13 protein-coding genes are annotated in these 12,277 nt (G+C 49.6%); 10 read left to right on the top strand and 3 right to left on the bottom strand.

Annotated elements, in window-relative coordinates; all coding sequences use genetic code 11:
• The first annotated feature begins 396 nt into the window (after positions 1 to 396).
• The 10 genes from nusB to HQ48_RS00030 all read left to right on the top strand — a co-directional run bounded on the left by nusB (position 397) and on the right by HQ48_RS00030 (position 10,636).
• A complete protein-coding gene (nusB, locus tag HQ48_RS00075) occupies positions 397 to 1,443 on the top strand; it encodes a transcription antitermination factor NusB (protein WP_044231087.1) in 1,047 nt (348 codons plus the stop codon).
• A 50-nt stretch (positions 1,444 to 1,493) separates the two neighbouring features.
• The gene (yajC, locus tag HQ48_RS00070; RefSeq protein WP_044231086.1) at positions 1,494 to 1,796 is read left to right on the top strand and encodes a preprotein translocase subunit YajC; all 303 of its coding nucleotides are present in this window, start codon (positions 1,494 to 1,496) and stop codon (positions 1,794 to 1,796) included.
• A 54-nt stretch (positions 1,797 to 1,850) separates the two neighbouring features.
• Positions 1,851 to 2,873: a YbbR-like domain-containing protein gene (locus HQ48_RS00065; RefSeq protein WP_044231084.1), complete on the top strand. Its 1,023-nt coding sequence runs from the start codon at positions 1,851 to 1,853 to the stop codon at positions 2,871 to 2,873.
• Positions 2,874 to 2,879: 6 nt separating this feature from the next.
• A complete protein-coding gene (coaE, locus tag HQ48_RS00060; protein ID WP_052408884.1) occupies positions 2,880 to 3,479 on the top strand; it encodes a dephospho-CoA kinase in 600 nt (199 codons plus the stop codon).
• Between the two features lie 97 nt (positions 3,480 to 3,576).
• A complete protein-coding gene (locus tag HQ48_RS00055) occupies positions 3,577 to 4,206 on the top strand; it encodes an HAD family phosphatase (protein WP_044231082.1) in 630 nt (209 codons plus the stop codon).
• Positions 4,207 to 4,212: 6 nt separating this feature from the next.
• Positions 4,213 to 5,310 (top strand): A/G-specific adenine glycosylase, encoded by a 1,098-nt coding sequence (mutY, locus tag HQ48_RS00050; RefSeq protein WP_044231114.1) that lies wholly within the window; start codon positions 4,213 to 4,215, stop codon positions 5,308 to 5,310.
• 80 nt (positions 5,311 to 5,390) lie between these two features.
• Complete coding sequence (gene zwf, locus HQ48_RS00045) at positions 5,391 to 6,983, top strand: glucose-6-phosphate dehydrogenase (protein WP_044231080.1); 1,593 nt, start codon at positions 5,391 to 5,393, stop codon at positions 6,981 to 6,983.
• A gap of 4 nt (positions 6,984 to 6,987) precedes the next feature.
• Positions 6,988 to 7,686, top strand: coding sequence for a 6-phosphogluconolactonase (gene pgl, locus HQ48_RS00040; protein ID WP_044231078.1), 699 nt, complete (start codon positions 6,988 to 6,990; stop codon positions 7,684 to 7,686).
• 276 nt (positions 7,687 to 7,962) lie between these two features.
• Positions 7,963 to 9,870: a molecular chaperone DnaK gene (dnaK, locus tag HQ48_RS00035; RefSeq protein ID WP_044231076.1), complete on the top strand. Its 1,908-nt coding sequence runs from the start codon at positions 7,963 to 7,965 to the stop codon at positions 9,868 to 9,870.
• A gap of 211 nt (positions 9,871 to 10,081) precedes the next feature.
• Positions 10,082 to 10,636: a helix-turn-helix domain-containing protein gene (locus HQ48_RS00030; RefSeq protein ID WP_044231075.1), complete on the top strand. Its 555-nt coding sequence runs from the start codon at positions 10,082 to 10,084 to the stop codon at positions 10,634 to 10,636.
• A 163-nt stretch (positions 10,637 to 10,799) separates the two neighbouring features.
• Here HQ48_RS00030 and HQ48_RS09610 read toward each other — a convergent pair whose 3' ends face one another.
• From HQ48_RS09610 to HQ48_RS09600, 3 genes are read right to left on the bottom strand one after another with little or no spacing between them, the layout of a single operon-like run.
• Positions 10,800 to 11,033 (bottom strand): integrase core domain-containing protein, encoded by a 234-nt coding sequence (locus HQ48_RS09610; RefSeq protein ID WP_369794290.1) that lies wholly within the window; start codon positions 11,031 to 11,033, stop codon positions 10,800 to 10,802.
• Positions 11,034 to 11,042: 9 nt separating this feature from the next.
• The gene (locus HQ48_RS09605; RefSeq protein ID WP_369794289.1) at positions 11,043 to 11,795 is read right to left on the bottom strand and encodes a transposase; all 753 of its coding nucleotides are present in this window, start codon (positions 11,793 to 11,795) and stop codon (positions 11,043 to 11,045) included.
• A gap of 20 nt (positions 11,796 to 11,815) precedes the next feature.
• Positions 11,816 to 12,190 (bottom strand): transposase, encoded by a 375-nt coding sequence (locus tag HQ48_RS09600; protein WP_044231073.1) that lies wholly within the window; start codon positions 12,188 to 12,190, stop codon positions 11,816 to 11,818.
• Between the last annotated feature and the right edge of the window lie 87 nt (positions 12,191 to 12,277).

Below are 12,277 nucleotides of genomic sequence, written 5' to 3'. Positions count from 1 at the left end.
AAATAAAAAGACATATTACATGATTGCGTCTAGATATGGCGGATATTTCCGATTTCCTTCCCATCAATCCTGCCAAGTTGAAGGACACACCCTAGCAAGTTAGCCCTACGATCTCCCGTAATTGATCCTTCAATTTTCTTGAGAGCTTGATTAGAAGATAAAAAATATCTCTCTCATTGGGGCAAAACTCGGGGATATTTCTTTACAACCCTTAACAGAAAAAGAAGACGAGAGGGTATCGAGCTCTTAGGTCTTACTTCTCACTTCGCACCGTCTATATATAAGGCCATAGGATTGGCACTAAAGCAGACAAATACACAGAGAATCAAGCCACTAATCTCTAGGGTACATAAGGCCATATATTTGTTATATCTTTGTAGCATTGGAATTGGAAATATGATCAATAGACTACTTATTCGTACCCGCGTATTGCAAACGGCCTACGCACATTTTCACAGAGAAGAACAGAAGCTCACCTCAGCGGAGGCCGAGCTGAAGGTGAGCCTAACCCGCACCTACGACCTATACCTTTTTCTCCTTAGGTTGATCCCTGAGCTTACAGAGCGATACGATGCGATCCTAGAAGTTCGTCGCACCAAACATCTCGCCAGCCCGGAGGAGCGCAACCCCAATAAGCGTCTAGTCAATAATAGACTCGCTCAGAAGATCGACGAGTGTGCACCGATAGAGCTGTGGTACAATTCTTTTCCTCTAGCGTGGAGTGAGGAGGATATTTTGCTACGCCAGCTCATCAATCAAATAGAGGGTAGCGAGCTCTACAAGGGTTACCTAGAGCGAGAAGACAGCTTCGCCAACGATCGCACCTTTTGGGTTGAGGTATTCAACTCTATCATCGCTCCACACCCACTACTGGCCGAGTATCTAGAGAGCCAGTCCGTCTACTGGGACGACGAGCTATCACAAACAGAGAAAGCCGAGTTTGAGGAGCACCCCGGTTGGGAGGAGCTAGACACTGCTTTCGCCGAGGCTCGCAGTGGTCAGCTATACTCGTCTACCAAACTCTCTATGGGTGCCGTAGAGATCGTCAAGGATTTCGTAGCCAAGACGCTCAAGAGGATAGACGAAGAGCTCTCGATGGAGGAAGTGTTACTACCAGCTTACCGTGATGCCGATGACGAGGTCTATGCCCAGCACCTGATGCGCCAGCTACTACTCGGCCACAAGAAGCATGTCGAGCTTATCGAGCAGCACATCAGTGACGGCTGGGATAAGGAGCGTCTAGCTGATATGGATATGATCCTCATGCAAATGGCTATCGTGGAGTTCCTACACTTCCCAAGTATCCCTACGCACGTTTCTATAAACGAATATGTAGAGCTTAGCAAGATCTACTCCACCCCCAAAAGTGCCTCCTTCGTCAATGGCGTTCTAGATGCCGTGGCCAAAGCGCTCAAGTCCGAGGGTAAAATCCTCAAACAGTAACCCAGCTCTCAAACTAAATCAATTCATATTAAACTCTAAAGACAAAACTGATGAACCCAATCCTATTGCAAGCTGCAGGAGCACAGTCTTCTTGGATGAGCTTCTTGCCCATCATCGCTATCGTTGTTGTTTTCTACTTCTTCATGATCCGCCCCCAGCAGAAGCGACAAAAAGAAGTGGAGCAGAAGCGTAATGCCCTCAAGGCAGGCGACAGAGTGGTAACTTCGGGTGGTATTTATGGTACGATCAAGCACGTCAATGAGCATGACTTCGTCATCGAGATCGCAGATAATGTACGAGTAAGCATCGACAAGAACTCTGTATTCGCTACCGAGGATAGTAGCAAGAAGTAGCATCCTGCCAACAAGTTTGGATCTACGGATTAGTTTCTCTACTACCTATAATATATGAAACTAAACCTAGGCTCTAGCGACTCGTCCCACAAGGTAAAAAAGTCAGCCAGAGGGAGCAAACGTATTTTACGTAGCTCCCGCCTGCTGACTTTTATCTTTTTCCTAGGAGTGGCTTTTGGATTTTGGATTTTGCAGCGCCTTCAAGGCGATTTCACTAGACCGATATCCATTCCCATAGCCTACGACTCTATCGCCCTAAACAACGCCCTCGGCGGTGATGTGCCAGAGAGCCTAGAGCTACAAGTGCAGGACAAAGGCTTCGAGCATATACGCTACTCACTAGATGGCATGGAGCCGATTGTCCTCAAGACCAGCCGAGAAGCTACTGGGCGTGAGTACATCGGCATCAGTAAGCAGGAACTCAAAGCACAGATAGAGCAGCGTCTATCTCCATCTGCCCAAGTCTTGCAGCAGTCTGTAGGCGATATACACGTGGTGCTACAGAAGCGTGTGAGCAAGCGAGTACCCATAGTGCTAGGCTCTGACCCTAGCACAGCAGCGGGTTTTACGGCTAGTGCTGTGGAGCTACACCCCACAGATGTCGTGATCTTTGGCACCAAGGAGAGCCTAGATACTATCCAGCAGATCAGTACCGGGGCTATCAGCCAGAGAGAGCTGCGAGAGAGTATCTCCAGCAATGTAGACCTCATCATGCCCGCTGGGGCTTATTGTCAGACTCGCCAAGCTAGAGTACACGTAACCATTGAGGAGCTTACCGAGCAGAGCTTTACTCTGCCAGTACAGACTAGAGGCGTACCAGTTGGCTATGTCCTACACCCTCTGCCTAGCTCAGTGACCGTCCTGCTCACACTGCCCAGATCTCGCTATGCCGACCTAGTAGAGGCCGATGTAGAGCTATCCATCAATTATGCCGAGGCTACGGCAAGCCGAGAGAGTGGCGATACTGTAGCTCCTCGTCAGCTGACGGTTCAGCTCACCAAACGGCCCGATTGGATCAAACGATACAGCCTCAAGCCCGAGGCTGTCCAGTTTGTTTTGGAGAAGGTAACACCCTAGAGCCTTATGCAGACTAAGATCGTGACTATCGGTATCACTGGTGGGATAGGTAGTGGCAAGTCGCTCGTCAGCACAATACTCGCCACCTACGGCATACCTGTCTACGATACAGACAAGCGGGCCAAAGCCCTCTACGACACAGACGCCGAGCTTAGGGCTGAGGTCATCAAGCTCTTCGGCCCTGAGCTCTATGCCACGTCAGACGGTAGACTCGATCGCCCTCGCCTAGCTTCTATCATCTTCTCCGACACCACGGCACTTGAGCAGATCAATGCCCTTGTGCACCCTGCTGTCCGTAGGGACTTCTCTTATTGGAGAGAAGAGCTAATCCGGCGTGGCGTGTGCGTGTGTGCCATAGAGAGTGCCCTGCTGGTGGGGGGAGTGCTAGAGCGTATGGTAGACGGTGTACTGGTAGTCATGGCCGACGACGAGGTGCGCATCAGGCGTGCTATGCATAGAGATGCGACAGCGGAAGAGGCTATACGGGCACGCATACGCAGTCAGATGAGCCAAGCAGATATGACATGCTCGGCTACTTGGATCATCGACAACAACGACGGCCAACCCCTATTACCTCAGATAGAGGCATTACCTTTTATTCACTAAAGCGACATTGTCTGCCCGAGGGAGTCGCCTCCAAGCTTTGAGTAACGACTAACCCATCAGCCGAGCCACGGCAGACAGACTATTTACAAGTGCAATTATGATTAAGACCATAGTATTCGACCTAGGAGGGGTGCTGATCCACCTCAACAAAGATGAAGCGCTCAGACGCTTCTCCGCCCTAGGCATACCCGACATAGAGAAGATGCTAGATCCGTATCTGCAGAGTGGTTACTTCTTGCAGATAGAAGACGGACGAATGAGCAAAGAAGAGTTTCGCTCGGCTCTCAGTCAGCTTGCTGGTCGAGAGCTCCGACAGGAGGAGATATATGATGCCTATATGGGATTCTTGGAGGAAGTAGCGAGCTATAAGTTTGACTACATCGACACACTACGCCAAGACTACACGGTGCACATCTTGAGCAATACGAACCCCTACGTTATGGAGTTTGCCGAGAGTACCAGCTTCCTCCCAAATGGCCGTCCGCTCAGTAGCTACTGCGAGCGCAAGTTCGCTAGCTGCGAGATGGGTATGGTCAAGCCGCACAGAGGCATTTTTGAGCTCATGATTGAGCAGACTGGTATGCTCCCGAGCGAAACCCTATTCATCGACGACGGACCAGCCAACGTACAGATGGCCGAGGAACTAGGCTTCGTGACCTACTGCCCCGCCAATGGAGAGGACTGGCGTGAAGCGATTGGGCAGATCCTAAAGCAGCATAATAGATAGGTGGTATTGAGAACCATACTATCAACAACAGAGCTGGCGGATCTACGTGCTTCACTCGCTCTATGGTTCGGGCAAAACGCACGTGCGCTACCGTGGCGTGAAACGACAGACCCATATCACATCTGGCTCTCGGAGGTTATTCTCCAGCAAACGCAGGTGCTGCAGGGTCTAGGGTACTATTTCCGCTTCATTGATGCCTTCCCTACGATCCAAGACTTAGCCAAAGCAAACGAGGACGATGTGCTACGCCTATGGCAGGGACTAGGATATTATTCCCGAGGGCGTAACCTGTTGCGTGCAGCACGCGTGGTGGTCGATGAGTTCGGTGGAAATATACCACGAGAGCTGGAGCAAATCAAACGCCTCCCCGGTGTAGGGCCCTACACGCAAGCAGCAGTACTCTCTTTCGCCTACAACCTGCCACATGCAGCCGTAGACGGCAATGTCTATCGAGTAGTCAGTCGGCTACTCGGCATCGACGAACCCATTGATACGCCTAGTGGACAGAAACTATTCCGAGCACTTGCTCAAGAGCTACTCGACCCAGAAGAGCCGGGGCGCCATAATCAGGCGATGATTGAGCTAGGTGCTCTCTGCTGTACACCACGCAGACCAAGCTGCCAGGCCTGCCCTTTCGCTCAGTTATGTGTGGCTCATAGACAGGGCAATCAGCTTAGCCTCCCCGTCAAGCAGGGTAAAATCAAGGTAACAGAGCGTTATTTACACTATTTCTTGGTACGTATCCACTCGGCAGGCTCCATCTATACACTCATTCGTCGTCGGGGCAAGGGCGATATCTGGGAGGGGCTCTACGAGTTACCCCTAGTAGAAACTCCAGAGCCACAAACTCTAGAAGGGATATTCAGTACCCAAGACTGCGGCAATCTCTTTGAGGGCCTAGAAGGGCTGGTTGTACATCCCAAGCCAGTGGCTACGCTCAAGCACCGCCTTACCCATAGGTTGCTACACGCCAACCTCTATCTGGCAGAGGCTAGAAGCTACACCCCTAGGACTACAGAGGGGGGCTACCTCTTGATAGACGAAGAGCAACGAGGACAGTATGGTATGCCTATCTTACTGGACAAGATGCTCTCGTCTCTGTAAGGAGCCACAGGTAAACAAAACAGGTAGGAAGTGGCTTATATACATACTTGACTAAATAGTAAAGAAAATTAGCTAGAGCAATGAATAATCCAACCAAACCCGATAGCCTCATACTGGTTATCTTCGGAGCATCTGGGGACTTGACCAAGCGCAAGCTCATACCCTCGCTCTATCAGCTTTTTAAGCAGGCCAAGCTGCCCAAGCGATTTGCCGTACTAGGCCTCGGACGTACCGCCTACGATAGTGCTTCGTATCGCCCTCACCTAGACGAGAGCCTCAAGAAATACCTTGCCGAGGGCGAGTACGATGCCTCGCTAGCCGAGCAGTTCCTCGCTAGCGTCCACTACCTATCTATGGATCCTGCTCTAGAGGAGGAGTACCCCAAGCTCAAGAGTAGACTACAGGAGCTAGACGAGCAGATCGACAACCCTGCCAACTATATCTATTATCTCTCTACCCCACCCTCGCTATACGGCGTTGTGCCTCTACACCTAGCTTCCGTTGGTCTCAACAGAGAGGAGTGCGATAGCCCCGACGGCAGATGCCACCTCAATGCCCATAGGGGCGAAGACGGCGTGCCTCGCCCTATCCGACGTATCATCATAGAGAAACCCTTTGGCTACGACCTCAAAAGTGCCGAGGAGCTCAATGAGATATACCGCTCATGCTTCAGAGAACACCAGCTCTACCGTATAGATCATTTCCTAGGCAAAGAAACCGTGCAAGACATCATGGCACTTCGCTTCGCCAATGGTATTTTTGAGCCTCTGTGGAATAGGAACTATATCGACCGCATAGAAGTCACAGCCGTTGAGAATATGGGCGTTGAGAGTCGTGGAGGATTCTACGACGAGACGGGAGCTCTGCGTGATATGGTACAGAATCACCTCTCTCAGCTTGTAGCACTTGTGGCCATGGAGCCACCTGTACAGTTCAACGCCGACCTATTTCGCAACGAGGTGGTCAAGGTTTATCAAGCCTTCCGTCCGATGAGCGAAGAAGATATTCGCCGTAGCGTAATCCGAGGTCAGTACACGGAGAGTGAATGGAAAGGCGAATACCACAGAGGCTATCGTGAGGAGGATAAAATCAGTCCCGAGAGCCGTACCGAAACCTTTGTGGCGATGAAGCTCCATATTGACAACTGGCGATGGCACGGTGTCCCATTCTATATCCGTACAGGCAAGATGATGCCGACCAAGGTAACGGAGATTGTCATCCACTTCAAGCCAACTCCTCACAAGATGTTTGCTGGGGCAGACGGACGCTCTATCCCCAATCAACTCATCATACGCATACAGCCCAACGAAGGTATTGTCCTCAAGTTCGGGGCTAAGGTACCCGGATCAGGCTTCGAGGTGAAGAAAGTATCGATGAACTTTACCTACGACCAGCTCGGGGGGCTAGCCTCTGGCGATGCCTACTCACGCCTCTTGGAGGATAGTATGCTCGGGGACTCGACCCTCTTCACTCGCAGCGATGCTGTGGAGATGAGCTGGCGATTCTTCGACCCAATCCTCAGGGCTTGGCAAGATGAGCACTTCCCTCTGTATGGCTATCCTGCTGGCACTTGGGGGCCTAAGCAGAGTGACGAGATCATGGATGGCGACTGCTGCAACTGGACCAACCCGTGTAAGAACCTAACCAATTCGGAGCTCTACTGCGAGCTATAAGCCTATGAAGATCTATCAGTATCCGACACCACATGAGGTCGCCACAGCTCTAGCTCGTGAGATATTCGTCCGTGGCACTCAACAAGGCGATATACATGTAGCCATATCTGGTGGTAGCACGCCTAAGCTACTTTTTGAGCTTATGGCTAGTTCGCCCCTGAGAGAGGAGATTAACTGGGCTCATGTACATCTATACTGGGTAGACGAGCGATGTGTACCCCCGACCGACGAGCAGAGCAATTATGGTATGACCAAGGAGGCGATGCTTAGCTCTGTCCCTATACCCGCCGAGCAGGTGCACCGCATCATGGGCGAGAGCGACCCCAGCGGGGAGGCCATTCGCTACACAGAGCTAGTACGAAGGCAATTACCAACCGAGCACAAACTCCCCATCTTCGATGCCGTAATCCTAGGCATTGGTGATGATGGCCATACTTCGTCCATCTTTCCTCAACAAATGAAGCTGCTCGAGACACCTACTCCATACGTTGTGGCGACACACCCCAGTGGCCAGAAGCGCATTGCGATGACGGGGCCAACGATCATGGCGGCCAAGCGCGTCCTCTTCCACGCCGTCGGCGAGAGCAAGCGCACCATCTTGCGTCAGATAATCAACCAAGCTCCAGAGGCTCAAGCCTACCCCTCCAGCTACTTCTTCGAGCGACGTGACGATGTAGAACTCTATACTGACCAAAGCCTGTAGGCAGTCATCTCTCTACATTATTATGTATGGTATAGCACCTAACTGGATTTGTCCAGTTAGGTGCTATGCTTTTTAGCCCTACTCATCAGCCATCTTTGGCAGACTCGGACACGAACTAAGATTGTATTCCGACACATTGTCAGTCATTATGACAGACGTCAAGGCTACTTCTCATCGTGGCACATGCTTTGCTTAACTCCTTGTCGAGCGAGCGTTCGAGCGGAAAGCTCCTCATCGAACTCATTAAGGAATTAACAATAAAACAATATAAGTATTATGGGAAGAATCATTGGAATTGACTTGGGTACGACAAACTCTTGCGTATCCGTACTAGAAGGTAACGAGCCAATCGTTATCGCAAACAGCGAAGGTAAGCGCACGACTCCATCAGTTGTGGCATTCATCGAGGGTGGCGAGCGTAAGGTGGGCGATCCTGCCAAGCGTCAGGCTATCACTAACCCAACGAAGACGATCTACTCGATCAAGCGCTTCATGGGTGAGACCTTCGGACAGGTAGCTGGCGAGCTAGATCGCGTACCTTATAAGGTAGTTAAGGGCGACAACGATACGCCACGCGTAGACATCGACGGCCGTCTCTATACGCCACAGGAAATCTCTGCAATCATCCTGCAGAAGATGAAGAAGACAGCCGAAGACTACCTCGGCGCAGAAGTAACCGACGCTGTGATCACAGTGCCTGCTTACTTCAACGACGCTCAGCGTCAGGCTACTAAGGAAGCTGGTGAGATCGCAGGACTCAACGTTCGCCGTATCGTCAACGAGCCAACAGCCGCATCACTCGCCTACGGTCTAGACAAGAGCGACAAGGATATGAAGATTGCGGTCTTCGACCTCGGTGGTGGTACGTTCGATATCTCTATCCTTGAGCTTGGCGACGGAGTGTTTGAGGTTCGCTCAACCAATGGTGATACACACCTAGGGGGTGACGACTTCGACCACGTGATCATCGACTGGCTTGCAGATGAATTTAAGGCTGACGAAGGCCTTGACCTACGCCAAGATCCTATGGCGATGCAGCGTCTCAAGGAAGCTGCCGAGAAGGCCAAGATTGAGCTCTCTAGCTCTACATCTACGGAGATTAACCTCCCCTACATCATGCCAGTAAATGGTATTCCTAAGCACCTCGTGCGCACGCTTACTCGTGCTAAGTTTGAGCAGCTAGCCGATCGTCTCATTCAGGCTTGTATCGCTCCATGTGAGCAGGCTATGCGCGACGCTGGTCTAGGCAAGAGCGAGATTGACGAAGTCATCCTCGTAGGTGGTTCGACACGTATCCCAGCTATTCAAGCAATCGTAGAGAAGATCTTCGGCAAGACTCCAAGCAAGGGTGTGAACCCAGACGAAGTGGTAGCCGTAGGTGCTGCGATCCAGGGCGGTGTGCTCACGGGCGAAATCAAGGACGTGCTTCTACTAGACGTAACGCCTCTATCACTCGGTATCGAGACGATGGGTGGTGTGATGACTAAGCTCATCGAAGCCAATACGACGATCCCAACGAAGAAGAGCGAGATCTTCACCACGGCGGTAGACAACCAGCCATCGGTAGAGATCCACGTGCTACAGGGTGAGCGTTCTATGGCTAAGGACAATAAGAGCATCGGTCGTTTCAACCTCGACGGTATCGCTCCAGCTCCTCGCCAGACGCCTCAGATCGAGGTAACATTCGACATCGACGCCAACGGTATCCTTAGTGTAACGGCTGTAGATAAGGCAACGGGCAAGCAGCAGAACATCCGCATCGAAGCCTCTAGCGGTCTAAGCGATGACGAGATCAAGCGCATGAAAGCCGAAGCCGAAGCCAATGCCGAGGCCGACAAGCGCGAGAGTGAACGCATCCAGAAGCTGAACCACGCCGACAGCACGATCTTCCAGACCGAGAAGCAACTTAAGGAACTGGGCGATAAGCTCCCAGCCGACAAGAAGGCTCCTATCGAAGCTGCTCTCGAGAAGCTCCGCACGGCGCACAAGGATCAGAACATCGAAGCCATTGACGCTGCTACAGCCGAACTGAATACAGCTTTCCACGCTGCTACGGAAGAGATGTACAAGGCACAAGGTGGTGCTACAGCCGATGCTCAGCCTAACGCAGGCGGTGCACAGACTGGCGGTAGCTCAACCCAAGGCTCCGACATCACCGACGCCGACTTCGAAGAAGTGAAGTAATTCCGCTCACAAAAGAGCATCAAATAAATAGTAAATAGCAGTAAGATAACAACTTACTGCTATTTTTATTTTCTGTAGCTTCTCGTATTTCTTCGTTTTCTATCGATTTTAGTCGTATATTTGTACCATATTTGTGCCGCGACTTATTAGTATATAAAGTGCGACTTAAATAAAAAAAATAATTTGATTATCAGATAGATACGAAAATCGTATGCCAGCTGCAAAATTTCAGATTGAGCGAAAGTGTGAATTGTGTGGGAAGACCTTTCTTGCCAAGATAATCACATCGAGATATTGTTCTATACAGTGCTCAAGGTCTGCGTATTCACAAAAGAAGCGAGAGGAAAAGTTAGAAGAGCTACGGAGAGAGAAGGCTGCAAAGGTTCCCAAGGATCAACCCTACCTCTCTATTTCCGATGCTATTGCTCTATACGACGTTTGCAGAGATACACTATACCGACTTGTTAGAAGTAAGGCTCTCCGAAGTTATAACTTGGGAAAAAGGATGACTCGCATCTGTAGAGAGGATTTAGAACGCAACTTTAATCTGAGGCCTGTTGATGAACAAAAGCAGAGAACAAGAAATGAGTCTAAACTTTACAACCTTGAGCCAGAGCATTGCTACACGATTGGTGAAATAACAGCCAAGTTTGGTGTTACGGAAGGCACGGTATATAAGCATATCAGAAAGTTTTCCATCCCCATAAGGCAGATTGGTAATTATGTCTATGCCCCAAAGTCAGAGATAGACCAACTGTACAAATAACCTTAGATATACATGAGAAAAGAATTACATAATACGTGTATGTTGTCAAACAAAAGTGCACTGCTACAAATTTAGTGAAATGTCTCTTTGTTGATTTGATTTGTTTGCTTGATATCGTTGCTTTAGTGAGTCTCTNTGTATGTTGTCAAACAAAAGTGCACTGCTACAAATTTAGTGAAATGTCTCTTTGTTGATTTGATTTGTTTGCTTGATATCGTTGCTTTAGTGAGTCTCTTTTGAGTTGTTCCCTTATTTTGAGGATCTGGTCCTGCCTGCCGAGGTATACATCTATTGGCCTTAGATTGCCCAGCGACTCATGATAGCGTTTCTCATTGTAGTACTCAACCCATTCCCCAATAGCCTCTTCGAGCTCTGAGGGCGCGAAGTAATGCTGCAATTTGATAACTCACTTCATTGATCGGTGGTAGAGTTCCATCTTCCCCTGTGTTTGTGGATGCAAGGGCTTACCATGAATATGCTTTATGTTGAACTTCGTGCTAAGATGCTCTTTCAGAGAACTAGCAATATAACAAGGCCCGTTGTCTGAGAGCAATTTAGGAGCATTCTTGTGATTTAACCCTGCTTTGAGCATAGCTTGATCAATAGATCGTGCGACATCCTGCGCAGACATCGAGCTACAAAGCTCCCAGTGAATAATGTAGCGACTATAATCGTCCAAGACCGTGGAAAGATAATACCAGCCAAAGCCCTTGACTTTGAAATAGGTAAAGTCCGTTTGCCACATTTCATTGGGGAACTGCGTCTTATGTTTGTATTCATTGGCCGCCCAAACAAAATCATGTTCTATCCTCTCTAGTAAGCCTGCTGCCCTAAGAATGCGGTAATAGCTGGACTCCGATATAAACAAGCCACTTTCTTCCAGGAGCTTAACGGAGAGCTCTCTCGCCGTTATCTCGGGGTGCTCTAAGGCCAACTCAAGGGCTAAAGCTCTAAGCGTATCGGGGATACGATTCCAAGTATGGGGACTTCGGCTGGGCTTACTACGAAGGGCGTCGAGCCCGCCTACTCTATACTTGTGATACCAATTATAGAAGCTACGCTTAGGAATGCCCAAGTAACGCAAGGACTCGCTAATGCTAATCTCTGAAGACTTAACAACCCGAATAATCTCCTCTTTTTCTTCTGCTGTATATCTCATATACTTTTGATGCTGGCTACTTATTCGAAGTGTTTCAAGCTTTTTTTTACGATGTCGTAACGTAGCACAAGCTCAGCTAGAGCCATCTTAAGATCTTGATTCTGAGATCGAAGTTCTTGCACCTCAGAGCTTGTCGCCTCACGCAATATGTCTCCCTCGAGGCGAGCCTTGCCTGCCTCGATAAACTCCTTGTTCCACTTGTAATATGTAGTATCGCTGATGCCATACTTGCGGCATAGCTCTGCCACACTAAGCTCTCCGCGAATGCCCTCCATAACGATAAGCACCTTTTGCTCTGAGCTGAAGATGCGCTTCGTGTTACGACGGATGTCCTTGAGTAGTGACTCTGGGCTAGTCGATTTAACCCGTTTACTCTTCTTTGTTTCTGTTGCCATAATCTCTGTTTTTTGTTCTCTAAAGTTACACGCAATTCACCAACTAATTCGGATCCCTAGCAGTGCACTTTTGTTTGACAACATACA

It is taken from the genome of Porphyromonas sp. COT-290 OH3588, assembly GCF_000769075.1.
In the GTDB taxonomy this organism is placed as follows: domain Bacteria; phylum Bacteroidota; class Bacteroidia; order Bacteroidales; family Porphyromonadaceae; genus Porphyromonas.
The sequence above is the reverse complement of the archived record's forward strand: the minus strand, read 5'-3'. Positions and strand labels throughout refer to the sequence as shown.

Bases quoted from the DNA above. Each gene is read 5' to 3' on its own strand.
- dnaK (WP_044231076.1), top strand. From the start codon at position 7,963: ATGGGAAGAATCATTGGAATTGACTTGGGTACGACAAACTCTTGCGTA.
- coaE (WP_052408884.1), top strand. From the start codon at position 2,880: ATGCAGACTAAGATCGTGACTATCGGTATCACTGGTGGGATAGGTAGT.
- HQ48_RS09605 (WP_369794289.1), bottom strand. From the start codon at position 11,795: ATGAGATATACAGCAGAAGAAAAAGAGGAGATTATTCGGGTTGTTAAG.
- yajC (WP_044231086.1), top strand. From the start codon at position 1,494: ATGAACCCAATCCTATTGCAAGCTGCAGGAGCACAGTCTTCTTGGATG.
- zwf (WP_044231080.1), top strand. From the start codon at position 5,391: ATGAATAATCCAACCAAACCCGATAGCCTCATACTGGTTATCTTCGGA.
- HQ48_RS00065 (WP_044231084.1), top strand. From the start codon at position 1,851: ATGAAACTAAACCTAGGCTCTAGCGACTCGTCCCACAAGGTAAAAAAG.
- HQ48_RS00055 (WP_044231082.1), top strand. From the start codon at position 3,577: ATGATTAAGACCATAGTATTCGACCTAGGAGGGGTGCTGATCCACCTC.
- HQ48_RS00030 (WP_044231075.1), top strand. From the start codon at position 10,082: ATGCCAGCTGCAAAATTTCAGATTGAGCGAAAGTGTGAATTGTGTGGG.
- pgl (WP_044231078.1), top strand. From the start codon at position 6,988: ATGAAGATCTATCAGTATCCGACACCACATGAGGTCGCCACAGCTCTA.
- HQ48_RS09600 (WP_044231073.1), bottom strand. From the start codon at position 12,190: ATGGCAACAGAAACAAAGAAGAGTAAACGGGTTAAATCGACTAGCCCA.
- nusB (WP_044231087.1), top strand. From the start codon at position 397: ATGATCAATAGACTACTTATTCGTACCCGCGTATTGCAAACGGCCTAC.